Origin of the sequence: Terasakiella brassicae, assembly GCF_014641495.1 — a bacterium.
GTDB lineage: Bacteria > Pseudomonadota > Alphaproteobacteria > Rhodospirillales > Terasakiellaceae > Terasakiella > Terasakiella brassicae.
This window is the reverse complement of sequence record NZ_BMHV01000028.1, coordinates 1-18,625: the sequence shown is the minus strand read 5'-3', so window position 1 is coordinate 18,625 and position 18,625 is coordinate 1. Positions and strand designations below refer to the sequence as shown.

The window sequence follows — 18,625 nt, the reverse complement described above, 5'->3', positions numbered from 1 at the left end:
AAGAAAAACACTATGGCGACGCACAAGCAGGAAGAGACACCTCGTCTTCGACAACTGAAAGATAAACTCCGTGAAATGTTCCAGATGGATCAGGCGGATTTGGACTTTGGCATATACCGTATTATGAATGCCAAACGTGATGAGGTTGAAACCTTCTTGGACCAAGACCTGCTGCCGACGGTTAAAAAAGCTCTTGCTGAGTTCCAACCTGCAAGCATGGTTTCCAAGCGTGAAGAACTCGATAGTGCCATCAAGAATGCCCAAGCATTGAACATGGACCCGAACGCGGTTCCCCGTATTCAGGAACTCCGTGCCGAGCTTGAAAATGGTGTTGATATTGAGAAACTGGAAGAACAGGTCTATTCCGATCTCTATACCTTCTTTGCCCGTTATTACAGTGATGGCGATTTTATGTCGCTTCGTCGTTACAAGGAAGGTGTGTATGCCCTTCCTTACGAGGGGGAAGAGGTCAAACTTCACTGGGCTAACGCGGATCAATATTACATCAAGAGCGCGGAAAATTTCCAAACCTATGCCTTTAAGGTTCCCGTGACTATTCCTGCTGTCCCCGGGGCGACTGGTACGATTATTGGCAAACGTGTCCGTTTTGAACTGGTTTCTGCCACCACCGAGCAAAACAATAACAAGGAGGCCGCCGATAAGGAACGCCGTTTCATCCTGCATGGTGCAGACCCGATTGCCGTTGAAAACGGTGAATTAATCATTCGTTTTGAATATCGGGCAGATGAAAAAAAGCGCAGCCAAAAAGATTTGAATAGCTTGGCCGTAGAAGCCCTCTTGGGATTGGCCGAAGGATCACCGCTGGTCGCTGATATTGAAGATTGGGATGTCTGGTTGGAAGCTCTTTCCGCCAATGCCGCAACAGAAAAGAATAAAGACCGCACGGTGCTGGAAAAGCATTTGACGGATTATACCGCCAAGAACTCGTTTGATTATTTCATTCATAAAGATTTGGGCAAGTTCCTCAAACGGGAACTCGATTTTTTCATTCAGAATGAAGTTATGCTGCTGGACGACCTGCTGCCCAATGACCCTGATAAACTAAATGCACAGATCATGGTCTCTCAACAGATGTTGAGCAAGGCAGCTACCCTGAAAAAGATTGCCCTTAAGGTCATTGAATTTTTGGCGCAACTGGAAGATTTCCAGAAGAAGCTTTGGCTTAAAAAGAAATTCGTGCTGGAAACCAATTGGCTCATCACGCTGGACAGGATTGACGAAAAGTTTTACGCAGAAATTGCCGCCAACGATGCCCAACGAGAAGAGTGGATAAAACTCTTCGCCATTGATGAAATCGGGACGACTTCTGACGAAGATAGCGACCAAGGCAGCATGTCATTTGAAACGACACCTGCCTATAGCAATCCGTTGACCATCGAGTTCCTCAAAGCCAACCCTTCACTGGTTCTCGATACAGCGTTTTATAATCAAGACTTCAAAGACCGTTTGCTGGCGGAGGTTGATGATCTGGATGAAAGCACAAACGGGCTATTGGTGAATGGTGATAATTTTCATGCTTTGAATTTGTTACAGGAAAGCTACCAAGAAAAAGTAGACTGTATCTACATTGACCCTCCCTATAACACCGGAGGGGATGGTTTCTTTTATAAGGACGCTTATCAGCATTCCTCATGGTTATCCATGATCTCTGATCGCCTTAAATTATCGAAAGGTCTTTTGGGTGAAAAAGGTGTTTTCTTTGCCAGTATTGATGCCAACGAACGCGCCCAGTTAGAACGTGCTTTGGAAAACACTTATGGTGTCGAAAATAAGGTTGAAGAAATTATTTGGGTTCAAAACTCAAATAAAAACCAATCTCCTACCTATTCAACTAATCATGAATATGTAGAAGTCTTTGCTAAAAACTTGCATGAAGCTAAAACGGATTTTCGTAGATTTCGAGAGCCGAAACCGGGCTTGGATGAATTGCAGGAACTTCTTGAGGAAATTACTCCTCAGTATTTGCCATTGGCCGATGTGGAAGTAAGAATCTCTGAGTTATATAAGAAGAACAAAGCCAAGGTTAAAGCGGCTATGGCTGGAGAACTTGAGGATGAAGACTTAAATGCTGAGGATTGGAAGGGACTATACAACTACAGGCGAGCCGAATATAGAAATCGAAATAATGTATTAGTAGATCATGCAGATGCAAAAGCACAGGATGCTAAAATATGGGTTTGGCGTGAAGATAACCCCTCAATGCCACAAGTGAAGGAAGATTCACAAAAAGCAGCTTTTAAAGACCCTTTAAATCCAGAATTTAGGTTTTATAAGCCAACACATCCAATAACAGGCCAACCTTGTCCTGCCCCTAAAAGGGGGTGGAGTTGGCCTAAGCAACCTTTTGGGAAGCAATCAAATTGTTTTGATGATCTTGCTGCTGATCACCGTATTGCATGGGGGGAAGATGAAAACAAAATCCCTCAAGTAAAACGTTTTGTGCATGAGGTTGAGACAAATGTTGGGAAATCTGTAGTAACCGATTTCACGGATGGGGAAAAACAGCTTTACCATTTATTCGGAAAAAATCGGGCATTCTCCAACCCTAAACCAACAACTCTCATCCAAAGACTCGTCGAGCATACAACTTGGTCAAACCATACCGTAATGGATTTTTTTGCGGGTTCTGGTACCACCTATCAGGCTGTTGTAGATGCTAACAAACGAGACAATAGCAGTCGGAATTTTTGTTTAGTTGAAGTAGGCACTTATTTTGACGAAATTGTCATGCCGCGTGTCAAGAAAGTCACCTATTCGTCTAATTGGAAGGATGGTCAAGCAGACCGTTCAGATGGAAACTCTATTTTCTCCAAATACATCCGCCTTGAGTCTTATGAAGACGCAACCAATAACCTGAACCTGTCTCGTACAGAGCAACAGAATGCACTCCTTCAACAGCATGCGGGTTTCCGTGAAGATTACATGCTGCATTATATGCTGGATGTGGAAAGTCGGGGTTCCTTGCTTGATCTGGATCGCTTTGTAGACCCGTTCAACGTGACCATGAAGGTCACACGCGATGATGAGACCCGCAATGTGCGTGTTGATATGCTTGAGACCTTCAACTACCTGCTGGGCTTGCGCGTGAAGACCATGCGTCGTTCCAAAGGCATCTATGAAGTCACGGGCACCATGCCAGATGGCGATAACACCCTGATTATCTGGCGCAACACAAACGAGTGTGACAATGACGCTCTGGATGAATGGTTCCAGAAGCAGCAATACAACACCCATGACATGGAATTCGACCTCATCTTCGTCAATGGCGACAATAACCTCGAAAACCTGCGTCGCGCCGACGAAACATGGAAAGTCCGCCTAACCGAAGAAACCTTCCACACCCTCATGTTCGATGTGGAGGATGTATGATGTCGGATTGGAAGAAGGTTGAGAAATGGCAAAATCCCACTGATGAGGACAAACCATTTAAACAGCACTTTGTTGAAACTTTAATTGCCTTAAAAACAGAAATTGAAGTTCATCGTAAGCATCGAATACGAAAAGAAATGGATGAATTGATTGCTCCTCCACCATCCTTTTCAGATCGTGCTGACCGCATTCGCCGCAACTTATTAATTGTTGCTGGTGTCGCTGTTTTTTACAAATCATTTGACCTCAAAATCACGGCAGCAAGTAGTCCCAGCACAGCCTTTTTAGGTCTAAAAATTGAGGGACTGACCCCTGTTGCCATTGATACTGGATTAACATTTTTAGTCGCCTATTTGCTGGCTCATTTTTTCGTAGAAGCTGCAACGGCCCATCTCCAATATTTCGGTCATACCTTTGGGCGCACTTATGAAGAAACCTCAACAAGATGGTTACTAACTGTCTGGCGCATCCGATATTTTTTATTAGAAAGCGTTATCCCGTTAGGCTTGGGATACTGGGCATTACAGTTATTGCCTGTTAAGGCGGCATTTTTCGGATGGATGTTATGAGCAGTCAAAAGATGGTGCTCTTCCGCCTGCAATGGATGGAAGACTACAAAGGTTTTGAAAATATCGATAAACCGACATTTGAACATTTGTTTGATGGCTCAGACCCGCACGAAGCCTTTAATTTTCAAGTGGAAAATGATGGCTGCCACTATGGATTTGCTCGTATCAGCAAAGGGGATAGCATTCATATAGAACGTCTTGGTGAGGTAGACCAAGATGACAAAGGTCACCAATATGTGGACGGCGTAACCGTTATCTGGACAGCGAAACACCCATCAGGCGGTATGGTTGTGGTCGGTTGGTACAGAAACGCAAGGGTTTATCGAGACGAGCAATACTGCCCAGATGAAATTAATCGTCCCTTTAAAGGTGACGCTTGGTATCGCGTTAGTGCAAACGCAGGTGACGTGTTTTTCTTGGAAACAGAGCTTCGTGACAAAGAACTGTTGAAAGGACTTGGGGATACATGGAAACAGGCCAGACCTTTCTATATTTCCGAAAAGAAAAAGTTCTCAAAGATGGAGCGGAAGTTGTGGAAACTGGCTCAAGGAAAAACAGGAGTATCAGTCAGTAAGAAACGGAAAAAGCCTGTCATTAATCAGGAGCGGAAAAAAGAAGTCGAAGAAGGCGCGATCAAGCTCGTTACCGATGAATTTGAGAAACGCCATTACACCGTTGAGTCATTTGAAGATCGAAATGTTGGGTATGATTTACAGGCGATCTCTCAAGATGGTCAGGAAATCCTTTGCATTGAAGTAAAAGGACATGGAATTGATACCGTAACGGCTGATTTCACATTTAACGAATATGATGCCATCACAGAGCATCAAAAAAGCCAATTCAATCAGGGGGAATATGTAATTTGCATTGTCACCAGCGTCAGTCGCCCGGGCATGAAATTACATGAATTCCGCTATGATAAAAAGCGCAAGGGTTGGTTTGATAATATAAACGGGTTGAAGTTAGACCCGGAGGAACGTGTCGCCGTAAAATTCACAGCTAAACGGGGGCGGAAATGACGGCAGTCATAAAACTGGAAATCGCTAATCTCAAAAGATTACAAAATGTGGAAATCAACCTTCCTGAAAGCGGCGTTGTCGCTTTGATGGGAGAAAACGGTGCTGGCAAGTCAACCGTGCTTCACGCCCTTGCGTGCCTATACAAACCAGATCAGTATACTCAGCAAGGATATGTGGGAAGGTGGTGGACTGATTTCTTTATTCCACACACTGGGAATTTATGGGAAGGCTCTGCCCTTACGGTTCATTTCGCGGATGGCCTGACCAATAAATACAAAAAAGACTCTAAGTGGATACCTCTGAGAAAGAACAGAAAAGAACGCTATAATCGATTTATTGGTATTCTCGAATGCGCACCCCATGTTGAGCGAGAAACGGTTACTGCGCGTTTTTCCTTTACAGAAAGACCATATGATCTAAGCCCAAATAAAAAGCAGCAGCTTTTAGATGATGCCAGCTACGTACTAAATCGCCGTTACACTGATATTGTAATAGGTGAAAAAAACTGGGGAGCTGTTGGACGTTTTTTAATGGCAAGCACAGATGGGAGGTCTTATTTATCCCACTACATGGGGGCTGGTGAACAGAAGATTTTTCAAATTTTGGATGCGATCATCCGTGCGCCAAACAATGGCTTAATTATTATTGAGGAGCTTGAAGTCTCTCTCCATGATCGGGCACTTAGACGCTTGATCGGTAAGATGTGTGAAATTGCACAGAACAAAAACTTACAAATTATTTTCTCAACACACTGGCCGCAGATTACTGAATTTCAAGACTTATTAGCCATCCGAACACTACAGCATCAAGGGGGACAATCTTTTTGCTTAGAGGGCTTCTCTCCTTCGTCGCTCTATCAAATTACCGAAGATGAACAGCACCTTCGGCGGATCAATCTCTGGACAGAAGATACCTTGGCGCAGAAAATTGCCAAGCAAGTCGCACAAGAGCTTGGTATAAACCAAAATATTAAGTTCAATACCTATGGTGCCGCACAAAATGCATTCACTGTAGCAGGTTCTCTTGCTCTTGAAGGTCACCGCATTGACACATCAATTGTGCTACTGGATGGCGATAAATTTGAAACAGATGAACTAAAAAGTAGCCATATCCGTAATTCAGTAAACGGCACTGGCAGTCATATGCAAGCTTTATGGGACAGCACTCTTGGTTTAATAAAGCAGTTTGACGCGCCCGTAATTAATGCAATGTATGGATTTGGCTTGTGCCGACCAGAAGCAATTTTGTTACATGCAACAAGAGATGCTTTGACTAATGGTGCTGGTTTTGGATTTGTCCAACAGTATATTGATTTTGCTGATGGTAATGTTTTTAGTGACCCAGATAAGTCAGTCATTTGGAATATTGCCCAACATTTTGGACTTAGTCTTGAAGGGGTTGAGCAATACTTAGTTCAAGCCGCTTCGGCATCTGCTATATGGGGATTTTACACCCTTTCTTTACGTCAAAGATTGACTGAAATAGCACAACAATTGAACCTTCAATTAAGAGAAGCAGTATAATGCCCGTCGTTCCATTTCCTCATAAGCTCATTTTAAACCGCTATATCTTGAGCCAGTTTGGTGTTGATGCCACTGATTTGGAGGGTGATCTCTTTCGTCAAGTTGCCAAAAATCGTCTTACTGATGAAACGTTGGAAAGACGTAAAGAAGATGGGCGCTATGCCTATCATGACGAGCTTGTCGGGTTATTGAAGGCTGATAGTTTCCTAACGCCAGAAATGCTTTTGGAGTTTGATGCAAACATTGCGCGTCATACAGATTACATCAATAGAAAGCGCACACCAAAAATCGAGTGGAAATACTTCCAGTATATGTCACTACTGTTTGCGGAGATTTTTCTGGATCAATTTTTCAGCAACCGAGAAGGGTTGTTGGATGATCTCAACCGTCTGGTAAACCAATTCAACCAAGTTCTCCTTGAATGGGGTGAAAATAAGAAATCTGACCGACTTTCATTATTTACCGAAGACAGTTTACGAAAACTTGCTTTCTGGAATGCCACGGGGAGCGGTAAGACACTTTTGATGCATATCAACGTCTTACAGTTCCAGCACTATTTGAAAAAGCACAAAAAGCTACATGAGCTGAATCGTATTGTCGTGCTCACGCCAAACGAAGGGTTGACACATCAGCATTTGGAGGAATTCCGAAAATCGGGTATGCGGGCCGTTCCGTTTAATAAAAATAACTCTGGATCAGGTTTATTGTCGTCACAAGAGATTGATGTGATTGATATGAATAAACTGCGTGAAGAAAGTGGCAAGAAAACAGTTTCGGTTGAAGAGTTCGAAACCAACAACCTCGTTCTCATTGATGAAGGTCACCGGGGAGCGAAAGGCGATGTCTGGTTCGAAATGCGCCGTCGCCTTGCAGAAGATGGATTCACATTTGAATATTCGGCTACGTTAGGTCAGGCTGTCAGTGGTAATACGGGACTGGCTGACGAATATGCTAAATGTATACTATTTGATTATTCTTACCGTTATTTTCATGCTGATGGTTTTGGTAAAGATTACAATATTCTCAACATCGAAGGGCGTGATGATACTAAAGCCGATGAAGAAAATCGCCATTTGTATCTATCAGCATGTTTATTGTCTTTCTATCAACAACTGCGACTTTATGATGAACGAGAAGCAGCATACAAAGCTTTCGATATAGACCGTCCTTTGTGGGTATTCGTTGGCAGTAAAGTTACTGCCATCCGAAAAGAAAATAAACGCGACGTGTCAGACGTGGTGGATATTCTACTCTTTCTTTCGACGTTTATTTCAAACAAGGCGCGAACACTCGCCAATATTGAAAAGCTGCTCTCTGGTGATACGGGGCTGTTAAATGAAAAGAATACAGACATTTTTGCAGAAGCGTTTCAATACCTGCTTCAATCTAAGGATAACGTAGCAACACTTTATAACGACATTATGTCTCGTCTGTTCAATTCCTATACAGGTGGGGTGCTGCATATTGATTATCTTAAAGGCGGTGATGGCGAATTGGCTTTGAGGGTTGGCGACAGTGATGATCATTTCGGCGTAATCAATGTTGGTGATGCCAAGAAACTTTTTGACCTTTGCCAAGAAAATAATCTGGATGGAAAGGAAATTGAGTTCAGTCACTCGCTTTTCAAAGGGATCAACGAGAAGAATTCGAAGCTCAATCTTTTAATAGGGTCAAAACGCTTTACAGAAGGTTGGAACAGTTTCCGTGTCGCTACGATGGGGCTAATGTTTGTTGGTCAAAAAGAAGGTTCTGAGATTATACAATTGTTCGGACGAGGAGTTCGCTTACGCGGCTTTGAAAATTCACTTAAACGAAGCAAAGCAATTCATTGGTCTGCCAAAGATGGGGAGTTTTCATGGGTTCCGAAAGACGATGAACTACCAATATTGGAAACATTAAATGTTTTCGGTGTGAAATCCGATTATATGGCCCGTTTTAATGAATTTCTCGAAGGTGAAGGTATTAAGAAACCAGAAGATCGAATTGAATTTAATCTCCCAATACGGTTCAAATTGCCTAAAACTTCTTTGATCACCGTGAGTGTACCCGAAGGAATCAACTTCAAAAAACAGGCAAAAACCACACTGGCATTACCGCCATCTGAATTTTTGCCGAAACGCCGAGTCACGCTTGATTGGTACCCCCGTGTCAAATCAATGGCAAGCCGTGGTGTGAAACAAACAAGTTTTGATACCTTGCCTCACGAAGATAAGCTTCGGGAACGCCATATTGCTTTCATGGATATTGAAAATATCTATTTTGAAATACAACGCCTGAAAGCGGAGCGGAACTGGCATAACTTCAATATGAGCAAAGACGCCGTTCTTGCGCTTTTGCGTGACCCCCACTGGTATACGCTTTATATCCCGGAAGAACGTTTATCTGTTGGTGATTTTAGTCGTGTATCAGAATGGGAAGAAATAGCAATTTCTCTTTTAAAGAAGTTCTGTGATCGTTTTTACAAATTCCAGAAGGAGTCTTTTGAAGCTCCATTTCGGGAATATAAGGAACTCGATCCCGCCGACCCCAACTTTTTTGCTGAATATAAAGTCTTAGTTGATCAATCTGAAAAACTCATTATTCAACGAATTGAAGAATTACAACAGCATATAGCTGATGGCACATTGGTTGATTTTAATATTGGTGGTAAAGGGGAAGCATTCGTCTTCGACCAACACCTTTATTCCCCCCTTCTCCACTTGAAGAAGGGTGTTGATGCAGACCTTTTCAAAATTTCACCAGTGCATCTAAATGAAGGTGAGCGGGATTTTGTTATGGATTTGCGCGAGTTTTACCGAAATAAGCCGCCATTGTTAGACCACAGAGAAATTTATCTTTTACGAAATCAGTCAAAAGGACGCGGAATTGGCTTTTTTGAGGCTGGCAACTTCTATCCTGATTTTATTTTGTGGATTATTGAAGCCGATATTCAGCACATAGTATTCGTTGACCCCAAAGGGATTATGCACTGTGAAGGTATTGATGATCCCAAACTGCGATTTTATGAAACGGTTAAGGACATTGAAACCAAGATGCGGACAGCAGGGTCCAAATTGTCGAACAAGGTGACGATGAACTCTTTCATAGTGTCGAATACGCCTCTCGCAAATGTGCGTTGGTGGAAGCCTGAACTTGCCACATCCGATGATTTTGCTGAAAGGCATGTACTTTTCCAAAATGAAGATAAAGACACCTACATTGATAAATTATTTAAAGCGGTACTCATTTAAATTGATGGTTTCGGTAGAGCTGACAAGGTTAATCCCTGCATCTGAATATCGCTCATATACTTCTTGAATATTGGTGTCAGATGTCGCCACGGGTACCATGCAATCGGTCAGGAGATAGACCTTTTTTGCCAGTGCTGGGTCTGTAATCATGATTTGACGCAACAGATCGTCAATTGTTGCTGTTATCGGGTGAAAAGCTGAGTATCCAGCAATGAACAGGCAATCGTTCTGCAAAAGTCTAAGCATGAGGGCGGTATCTTTTTGGTCAAGACAACCTTTGCCATCCCATCGTGTTAAGCAGTCTGACCCGAATGCTGAATGACACTCTATCCACGGGTTGTTCTCATATATTTGTAGATTAGGTTGGGTACTTCTCGTGACGCAATGGAACCAAAAGGCTTCTTGGATGATCCCCACCATATTCCATCCGTCACTTCCCATCAGGCAATGGAAAGGTTTTACACAAAGTTGATAGCCTTTCCCTTCAAGGGAAGTGATATAGTGTTCGACCTGACGAGATGCCCAACTATACCGTCCACTGGCAAATTGAGAAACTTCGGGTGCCGGGCGATATTTGCCAGATCGTAGGTCAGCAGAAGAAATAGTCGTCATATCTCCAACGTGTTCACCATTCGCGTTGACCCACCATAACGGGGAGAAAATTTGATAAGGAAAATGACTCCGCATCAATGAGGTGATGTAAGAAATGCAGGGCAGATTTTTGTAAATAAACTTTGCAATACGGACAGCGTTATCACCTCGCGGCTGTTCAGGTGAATCAAAATACGGCGAGAAGCATAAGTCTTTCTGGCAATCAATAAGCAACAATTCAATTCTGCTTTTGTCAGCATAAGATTGTTGAATGTCGTTTGTTTTCAAATGTTCATTAGCATATTGAAAAATTGTCGGCAGAGACGGAGAGAAGTTCACGTTCGTCGCATTTGCAGGATCAAAAAAATCGGGGACTTCAAAATCTACCATTTGCGTGTGGTCACCTAATTTATTCTACCCCCAAGCGATCAATCCTGTCCTGTAATTCTTTTTTTGGCAACCGTGTGGCCGGGTGCTGCTGCAAGGTCAGAAGGCAGTCACGCAAGAATTCATTGGCGACGAGTTGGTGTTTCTCAATCAAATCTGAGAACCAAAGAACCCCGTGGGTTTCAACACCGTTTTTCTGAGATACCTTGCGAAGTAAGCCATCCCCGGTCATCAAGATAGCGTCTTTTTCCTGCGCTAAAGCAAGGGCAAAACAATCTTGAATGCTTAGTTTCTTGTGTTCTGACATGTGACTTTGTGCAATCCTAAAGCCATTGCCACTTAGTTCAGATAACGCAAAACCCATCTTTAGCAACTGATCTCGGCTGTATTCGCCTAAATCCAGCAATTCTTCGGCAAACATTGTGTTTGGGATGATAAAATCGAAAGGGAGTCCGCCCGTGTATTCGATTAAGCCCGTTCGAGCCAAATCCATTAGGACGGAGCTATCACTCACAACGATTTGCACCATCCGGCAACCCCTCAGTCATTGCTTGCTCAACCAGTTTGACTGGTTCATTAAGAAGCTCGGCCGCTTTTGAGATGGAGATCAGGTCTTCTGCCAGCCCCCGGTACACCAGTCGCGGAAAGCGTTTGGGTTTTTCGAAGCAACCTTGTTGCGAACCTTCCTCAAAGGGGCGTGGTTCTACACGCCGCCAAGACCGCCCAACAGTTTGGAAGGTGCGAGTCATACGTTCATTAGAAATAACCTCAAGGTCACGCAATCTGACAATCAATGCCGCAGCACTGACACGGTAGATGCGTTTCAGGGTGTAAATTTCTTCCACACCAATAGCACGGCGATGTTTTCCAGTTTCCGCAGTCAAATGCTCCGATGGCATCAAGAAGGCACTGGCAAACCGAGTAGCGGCTTTTTCTTCGATTTTTGAATCGGCAGTGAACAATCTATGTCCAAGCTCGTGCGCCAGAGTAATGCGACGACGTTCCAGTGAATGGTTTGCATTAACGACAATCACAGGGACAGCGGTTTTACCTTCTCGCATGACTTCGCAAGTCAAACCGGAAACACGATCTGGCAAATCCAGCATCATGACCTTCACGCCTTTTTCTTCCAAAAGCTCGGTCAGATTTGGGATGGGGTCGATACCTAAATTCCATTTAGCGCGGACTTCACGGGCAATTTCTTCACCTTCTTCAATGGAAGTCAGTTCTCGGCGATCAAATGGCTGATGCCACGCAGCACTATCCATTTCGAGAATTTCTTCGATCAGAAGATATTTCTCGACATGTTCCAAGACAGATGCTTCCACTTCGGCGCGTTCTTGGGCGCGAGTGCCGGAATGCTTACGAAAATCAACATTACCCAATCGCGCACCAGTTGGTGCCGCCATGTAGCTTAAACTCACTTTTAATGCTGAACATAGTGCAATCAGTACAGTTGAGTTTGGCATCATTTCGCCGCGCTCGTACTTGCCAATGGCTTGTGCGGAAACGATACCCCCCAGATCGTCTGAAAGGGCACGTAAAGATATACCCGCTTTTTTACGAGCTATCTTAAGTCTCTCCCCAAACATCTATCATCTCCGGTTTACAAATCAATAAATTTACTGTAAATGTAAACCTAAGGACGGATTCCGTCAAGTCTTTAGGCTGACAAACAAAAGGCGGCAAGGGCTGCAACCCTTACCGCCGAACCGTCCGACAGTCGCTTGAATGTTTGGGGCGACTGGCGATGCGTTTTGTATAGACTGTTATTACTAACGGTAAACCTGCGTCGTGAAAAGTCCAAACTTCATTTAGTAGTATATGGAGTTTACGCAATGGCTACTAATCCTCCCTCTGGCGACGGCCACCGCAATGGTGCGGTGAAGGGTCGCTCTCAATTCCAACACCCCAATGGGACTTGGTTTAAACGTGACAAAAGCACGGGACAAATCATGGATGGAAAGGCTGATGGCACCAAATTTAAAGGTGTTCGTCGCGAAAAGCCAAAAGGGAAATAACCCGAATGCCCCTGCCATGAATGTGGTGGGGGCATTTTTATGCAGCCTCTTTGATTATATTCCGCTCAATAAGAACATCTTCCAGCTCTTCGATTAACCGATTAACGATTTGCAGGGTTTTACGCTCCCCATTCAGTGTGATCTGTTGCGTTTTGTACACATGCTTGCATGACACACTCAGGCTTAAATGAAAGTTTATCTTCAAATTCAGAAAAGCCAATTCGACGCATTCATCAAAGTGATTTTTTCTTTCCATATGCCTGCGAATTCCAGAAGACGAAGGGGGTTTCCAGAAATATGTACCTTTGTAGTGATCTGCCGTTTCTTTAATGTCTTTCAGTTTGAAATAGGCTGTTTTGATTGTTTGAAGTCGTTGTTGGGTCATTCTAAGACCGTCGAGAATAATATATTTGCGTTTCATACAAGCCTCCATTTGGCAAAGGAGTAGCGTTGACAGGTGGCAACCTGCCTGATTCAGGAACTGATTTTTGAAAGTGCTATATTGGAACAGCATTTATAGAATGCTGAAAAATCCCAGTGTCGGGACGGACTTGAATGTCGAGTTAAGCTGCGCTAATCGCATCCAAATCAATAATTGCCCCGACTTCATCAGGGTGTGGGAGGTGGAGTAGATTGCCATTTCTTTGTTCTTTAGCAATATCCAAGGCTTCATACCCCTTGTATGTGATGCCTTCTTCCATCAGGTCATCATACAGCACAGATGTCAGATCATGTTTATGTAAACACCAATAACGATTTTCCGTAATTTTACCTTTTTGGTGTCCATATCCATTCGGCGAAATACTGAGATAACGCTCACCTGTGGCATAAATCAACTTAGATGCCAATTCGGTGATATTTCCATCACCAGATGATACTTGCTCATAAATAGCATCGCAGATTTCTTCTGCGGTGAGGTCCGTACGATATTGTTGAGAAACAACAACTTCTGCCAAAAGTGCCCCGGTATAAACAGAAACACGTCCATATGCATATGCTTCAATTTTCATGTTGATCTCCTGTTACATGAAGTGGAAAACAACGTAAGCATGGCGGTTTAAATGAACTGTGCCAAGCGCAAGAGCGTATAGGGATGACTGTATTCTATAATCTTACCAGTAAGTTGCGTAAAAAAAGCCAGAAAAACTATACGCAGGCTATTCTGTGTCTCAAAATTGTTTCAAAGTCGGCCAAGATAGGTGTGGCCTATATGCAAACATCAAGAAATTATTCAAATTACATCCGCTCCACCAGCTCTTCGATCATCCTGCGAAGATCGTGATAAACAACCTCTGTACCATGCGGGTCCATCCGTTTGACTTCCATGACATCCGACACAAGCGTTGGATTACATCGCCAGCCATCAAAATACTGATTTCCCCAACGAACCTCAGATGCGCGAACGTGGGTCTGAATTTCAGAGATGTCATTACCAAATGTTGCGACGCGGACAGTAAACCCGTGCGGTTTTTTATGATCAATCCGTTTGGAAATGGTCACGCAATCAGAACCGTTGATTTTTGCCACGGGCCACTCTTTATCATCAATGTCCTTTAAATCCACCGGGACTTCCATAAACTCAATGGAATAAATGAAAGTTGAGGCGACTTCGGGGAGGAACTCATACATTCGCATTGTCGCCTCCATCAATTTCTCGTTTTTCAGCACTGCGGATCAATGTCATGGAACAGCGATTGTCGAAATCAACGACGTTACAACTGCCAACAAAAATATGAGCACCCGGGATTTTGTGGCGGTCACGTTCTGTAACCAACTCGGGAGATAAAGCTCGACTGTTCCTTTCCACCGTTTCAAAATCGTGAGGTGGCTCAATCACCATTGGGTACAGGCCGAAGCAAGAAAACTTCACCGCGTAACCATCTTTTTCGGCGGATTTCTCAACCGTGATCTGGCTGCCAGTTTCATTAATCAAATAATTTCCAATCCATATTTCGGGCATTTCTGGCTGGTATGTTAAGTTATCCAACACACCCATGACACGAAGAAACAAGGTATATATTTTGGTTTGTTGTCCGGCCCAGACATCTATGGATTTCAAGCCCTTTGGTTCTTCTATTTGATAGTCAAATTCGTTTATACGCATGATGTATCTCCTCTTTAGATACACCTATTTATGCGGACGTGGATGTGTAGTTTCAGATGACACACAAGGTAGATTTTGATATGGTTGCTATTATTGCAACTTATGGAATTTTGCAGAATGAGCACCACGGTCGGTATCAAGTTAGAAGACGAAACTCGAGAGCGTCTGCAAAAGCTTGGCGAACATAAAGATCGTTCAACTCACTGGATGATGAAAAAAGCCATTGCCGAGTATCTGGAACGCGAAGAAATCTTCGAGCGTGAAAAACTGGAAGATATGGATCGTTGGCAGCGTTTCCAAGAAACTGGTGTGTGCGTCACCAACGAAGAGATGACCACTTTCTTTGATGGGCTGGTTACACAAGCTCAAGCCGCGCAAAAATAATGTCAATCGTCTGGCTATCGGAAGCGCAACAGGATGTGCAACGCCTGTTTGACTTTCTCCTGCCCTTAAACCCAACTGCCGCAGAACGTGCTGTTAGAACTATTGCCGATTGCGCATCGCAATTAAACGAATTCGGTGACATAGGTCGCCCGGTGGATGATGACACGGGGAGGCGCGAACTTTTCCTCCCCTTTGGAGCCAGCCATTATGTTCTTCGATACATGAAAACTGATAGCGATATTGTCATCATCCGTGTGTGGCATTCAAAAGAAATTCGGAATTAACCCCAAACGTCCCCATAACGACCACTTTCGAGACTTTTGATCACGCTGGCGATTTGCCCCTTCGCACGACGACTGTCATCATAATCAGCTGTTTCTAAAGCCTCCTCAATTGTGACAAGATCACAACCTTTCCTCAAAAGAATATATCCAAGATCAAAGAATGCCTTGTTGCGCTGCCCACTTCCAGCCTGAACATTACGATAATGGTCTATAGAAGTTTGGATGGATTGATCAGAAACCGACTTCCCGATTGATGGTTTCTGTACGGGCACATCAGGAAACTCCATCACGTTCAAAACCGCAATCGGGTCCAATAGGTCGCCCTCACAAATGTCAAAGAAACTATCACCGTCTTTTGCCTGACACGGGAGGTAGAAAAGCGATGCCGCATGGCGTTTCGAAAGGTCAAACCCGTGATGCCCATATCCATGAGCGGCCAATGTCTGGAAGATGTGATCAACGACGATCTGGTGAACCTCGGCAGTCATGGCTGTGGTTGTTGGTAAGAACACTCGATAACGACCATGACCAGAGTGGGAATTACAACCGACCATTTTCAAGTGCGCAAACACATTCTTGAAGTCTTGCCACGTCACACCGTTTGGATCGTCATTGTCCAGCCAGATGCCCCACGTATATTCAACATTCTTTAGTCCACGGTCCGTCTTTTCAGAAAGGGCTGGATTAAACACCGCTGATGACACCAGATGGTTATCCTGCTTCTTGGCGTAGGTTATCTGCCACGCTTCATGAAGTTGATTGATGAAGTCATCTACCGCAGAAACGTCAAAGGTTTCACCCTTCGTATCATAAAGGTCCGTCAGCACCGTCAATTGAGCATTCACGTTTTTCAACGCGATTTGCTCCATTTTAAGTCGTTGGCGATATGCTTTTTGGCGTTCGGCGGCATTTTCATGTTGGGCGGGGCGGCCACGCTGTTTTAGTTCAGGAAAGGCGAACCCTTCTGGGGCAAAGCAGCTAACAGAGCTACCGGGGAAGATATTCGCCAACCATTCAGCCGTCATCATATCTGTCACATAAACATGGACGGGCTTGTTGGCATTCGGATTGCGTAACGAACAACGCATGACCGATTGATATGTTGTTTGATGAACCAGTGCATCACGAAGCTCCCCTGCATTGATCCCTTGTGCTTGTAAAAACTTGAAATGGGCGGGAGTACGGTTCAACGCCGATAAAAAGGCGACATGATCGATATGCTGATAAGAGTTTAACCCGTGGGAGATATTGGATAGTCGGGTCGCTCCTTCACAATCGGCAAAGACATTATCTTCAACATCATTGTTCGCCACCCACAGAAAATCGTCTTCTTTCAGACGCGCCGTCAATTCTGAGAGCATCCCATCCATAACGGTGGTGTCGCTATCTTCCATTGTTTTATCCCGCAGGTTCTTCGACCAAGCCTCATCACTGAAATAATGGACCTTCAAACGACTTCCGTTGTTATGCTGGTGATATTGAAGTCCCGCCATGATTTCAGAATGCTCTTCAAAGCGAACGCCCCACGAAGACCATAGACGGTACATAACGCTTTCCATCGCGCATGCGCCCATAATCACAGTCTCACGGAAATCCTTGAACTTTGTAGGCTTGAGAAGGGCAAACAAACTTAGTCTTGTTTTCTTTTCAAGGTCATTACCGAAAACGACATCATGATAATTGGATTTTATCGCATACACGTTCCAATGCTCATCCAACATCTTATGGGCAAAGCTTTGCAATGGCTGGTACACATCGTCATCACCTCTGGTGAATTTCCGAAGCCCATTGTTTTCACGTGCAATCAGTTTGTAATAATCGCCACTTTGATCCACTGGCTGTACATATCCCATAAACATCCCATTAGATCGCGGAACCCGCATAGTCAGGTCCATATCAACCACGGGCAACTCATCATAAATGACTGTCCAATCTTGAGCGCGGTGAAAGTATGGTAGAAGGTCAAACGCTTGATGGGTCATCATAGCTATGACAGATCGCCCTTGCGGATAATCTTTCAAGAATGCCATCACCGATTTGGTGACGGATTGCCCTTCAAGCGCATCCGTATCAAACCGACGTAACAGAATATGTTGTCCAGAAGCTTTGATCATGGGTTTCAAATCGGCTTCGGTCTGTTGCAGCAATTTGATGGAAGGTTGGACGATCATCACTTTTTGACCTGCACATGCTCGTTCCAATGCCCATTTACACGCATTGTAGGTTTTGCCAGCCCCGGCCAGTGCATCGACCAGTTTGATGGTGATATTGGAATAGTCGTATTGAAACGCTCCTGTTGGAGCGTCCATTGGAGTATTGTTATTCATTATTTTCTCCTCAATATGATCTCCTCGAAAACAGTATTGGAAAGCCCTGCGGTGAGGAGAAACAAACCGTGTTAATTCAGATAGCTACTTCTGAATAGGGCTTTCCGATGGTTATTTATTCAGCGGCATAAGGGGATTCTAAAAGCACCAAGTCTTGGCAGAACATCATGTATAAATTCGGATAGCTCATGGCGTTGGTGCTAACAGCGGATTTGAAATCCAAAAATACTTTTTCTGCCTTTTCATGCGATCTGAAAGTCTTTGAAAATACGGAAAGCTTATTTTCGTAATATTTGATCAGCGTTTCTGCGATTAAATAGTAACCAGCTTCCAAGCCGTACATGAACTCCCCATCCATCAGGATATTGATTTTATGAGGGGGAATAAGCGCAAAACTTTTGTTCTTTTGGTTATCGCGAACCCGAACAATTTTGAATTCACCACTTTGAACACCGTGGTTTTCCGCTGCATTTATGGTCGCGTCCAGAAATGGTCGAAAACGCTTGACCCATAAGGCAACCTCATCTTCACCTTTACTAATAAAAGGTTTTATTGAACCATTTGGTGCTTTGTAAATCACTGATCTTGTGGATGCACTTTCAACTGTGTGAGATAAATCTTTATCGACTTGATCGATTGTATATTCAGGTTTTTGTTTTTTGGAAAACTCACTCATAACCCATTAATCCTCATACTCTACGACCCTCCCATCGAGGGCGTTTATGACTATGAATTTAAGCCTGAAACCGAATAGTGCCAATTTTATTATTCAAGTAAAACCAATGACTTAACTATA

At 43.8% G+C, this 18,625-nt stretch carries 17 protein-coding genes; 8 read left to right on the top strand and 9 right to left on the bottom strand.

Annotated features, from left to right (window positions below):
- Positions 1-12 precede the first annotated feature (12 nt).
- The 5 genes from IEW74_RS14900 to IEW74_RS14880 are packed head-to-tail and all read left to right on the top strand — an operon-like array spanning position 13 to position 9,731.
- On the top strand, positions 13-3,390 hold the full coding sequence (locus tag IEW74_RS14900) for a site-specific DNA-methyltransferase (RefSeq protein WP_188666611.1): 3,378 nt from the start codon (positions 13-15) through the stop codon (positions 3,388-3,390).
- Positions 3,390-3,959: a hypothetical protein gene (locus IEW74_RS14895; RefSeq protein ID WP_188666609.1), complete on the top strand. Its 570-nt coding sequence runs from the start codon at positions 3,390-3,392 to the stop codon at positions 3,957-3,959. Before IEW74_RS14900 ends, IEW74_RS14895 begins: the two co-directional genes overlap by 1 nt.
- On the top strand, positions 3,956-4,978 hold the full coding sequence (locus IEW74_RS14890) for a protein NO VEIN domain-containing protein (protein WP_188666606.1): 1,023 nt from the start codon (positions 3,956-3,958) through the stop codon (positions 4,976-4,978). Before IEW74_RS14895 ends, IEW74_RS14890 begins: the two co-directional genes overlap by 4 nt.
- Positions 4,975-6,501, top strand: a complete 1,527-nt coding sequence (locus IEW74_RS14885; RefSeq protein ID WP_188666605.1) for an ATP-dependent nuclease — start codon at positions 4,975-4,977, stop codon at positions 6,499-6,501. Before IEW74_RS14890 ends, IEW74_RS14885 begins: the two co-directional genes overlap by 4 nt.
- On the top strand, positions 6,501-9,731 hold the full coding sequence (locus tag IEW74_RS14880; protein ID WP_188666602.1) for a DEAD/DEAH box helicase family protein: 3,231 nt from the start codon (positions 6,501-6,503) through the stop codon (positions 9,729-9,731). Before IEW74_RS14885 ends, IEW74_RS14880 begins: the two co-directional genes overlap by 1 nt.
- Here IEW74_RS14880 and IEW74_RS14875 read toward each other — a convergent pair.
- Genes IEW74_RS14875 through IEW74_RS14865 form a run of 3 tightly spaced genes read right to left on the bottom strand, consistent with a single transcriptional unit; the run spans position 9,708 to position 12,301 of the window.
- Complete coding sequence (locus IEW74_RS14875; protein WP_188666601.1) at positions 9,708-10,712, bottom strand: hypothetical protein; 1,005 nt, start codon at positions 10,710-10,712, stop codon at positions 9,708-9,710. The two genes, IEW74_RS14880 and IEW74_RS14875, sit on opposite strands and share 24 nt — an antisense overlap.
- 19 nt (positions 10,713-10,731) lie before the next feature.
- On the bottom strand, positions 10,732-11,238 hold the full coding sequence (locus IEW74_RS14870; protein WP_188666599.1) for a PIN domain-containing protein: 507 nt from the start codon (positions 11,236-11,238) through the stop codon (positions 10,732-10,734).
- On the bottom strand, positions 11,216-12,301 hold the full coding sequence (locus tag IEW74_RS14865; protein ID WP_188666598.1) for a helix-turn-helix domain-containing protein: 1,086 nt from the start codon (positions 12,299-12,301) through the stop codon (positions 11,216-11,218). The genes IEW74_RS14870 and IEW74_RS14865 overlap by 23 nt, the downstream gene beginning before the upstream one ends.
- Positions 12,302-12,547: 246 nt before the next feature.
- Between IEW74_RS14865 and IEW74_RS14860 the strand changes: the two genes are divergently transcribed.
- Complete coding sequence (locus tag IEW74_RS14860; RefSeq protein WP_188666597.1) at positions 12,548-12,730, top strand: hypothetical protein; 183 nt, start codon at positions 12,548-12,550, stop codon at positions 12,728-12,730.
- 37 nt (positions 12,731-12,767) lie between these two features.
- Here the strand turns inward: IEW74_RS14860 and IEW74_RS14855 are convergent, their stop codons facing one another.
- The 4 genes from IEW74_RS14855 to IEW74_RS14840 all read right to left on the bottom strand — a co-directional run bounded on the left by IEW74_RS14855 (position 12,768) and on the right by IEW74_RS14840 (position 14,834).
- Positions 12,768-13,151, bottom strand: coding sequence for a hypothetical protein (locus IEW74_RS14855; protein WP_188666596.1), 384 nt, complete (start codon positions 13,149-13,151; stop codon positions 12,768-12,770).
- A 142-nt stretch (positions 13,152-13,293) separates the two neighbouring features.
- Positions 13,294-13,740: a hypothetical protein gene (locus tag IEW74_RS14850; RefSeq protein ID WP_188666595.1), complete on the bottom strand. Its 447-nt coding sequence runs from the start codon at positions 13,738-13,740 to the stop codon at positions 13,294-13,296.
- 226 nt (positions 13,741-13,966) lie between these two features.
- Complete coding sequence (locus tag IEW74_RS14845) at positions 13,967-14,359, bottom strand: hypothetical protein (RefSeq protein ID WP_188666593.1); 393 nt, start codon at positions 14,357-14,359, stop codon at positions 13,967-13,969.
- On the bottom strand, positions 14,352-14,834 hold the full coding sequence (locus tag IEW74_RS14840) for a hypothetical protein (RefSeq protein ID WP_188666591.1): 483 nt from the start codon (positions 14,832-14,834) through the stop codon (positions 14,352-14,354). The genes IEW74_RS14845 and IEW74_RS14840 overlap by 8 nt, the downstream gene beginning before the upstream one ends.
- A gap of 117 nt (positions 14,835-14,951) precedes the next feature.
- Here IEW74_RS14840 and IEW74_RS14835 point away from each other — a divergent pair, with 117 nt between their 5' ends.
- Positions 14,952-15,218: a CopG family ribbon-helix-helix protein gene (locus IEW74_RS14835; protein WP_188666589.1), complete on the top strand. Its 267-nt coding sequence runs from the start codon at positions 14,952-14,954 to the stop codon at positions 15,216-15,218.
- The gene (locus IEW74_RS14830; RefSeq protein WP_188666587.1) at positions 15,218-15,502 is read left to right on the top strand and encodes a type II toxin-antitoxin system RelE/ParE family toxin; all 285 of its coding nucleotides are present in this window, start codon (positions 15,218-15,220) and stop codon (positions 15,500-15,502) included. The genes IEW74_RS14835 and IEW74_RS14830 overlap by 1 nt, the downstream gene beginning before the upstream one ends.
- Here IEW74_RS14830 and IEW74_RS14825 read toward each other — a convergent pair.
- A complete protein-coding gene (locus IEW74_RS14825) occupies positions 15,499-17,829 on the bottom strand; it encodes a DEAD/DEAH box helicase family protein (protein ID WP_188666585.1) in 2,331 nt (776 codons plus the stop codon). The two genes, IEW74_RS14830 and IEW74_RS14825, sit on opposite strands and share 4 nt — an antisense overlap.
- Before the next feature lie 115 nt (positions 17,830-17,944).
- Positions 17,945-18,505: a hypothetical protein gene (locus IEW74_RS14820; protein WP_188666584.1), complete on the bottom strand. Its 561-nt coding sequence runs from the start codon at positions 18,503-18,505 to the stop codon at positions 17,945-17,947.
- Positions 18,506-18,625: the final 120 nt, after the last annotated feature.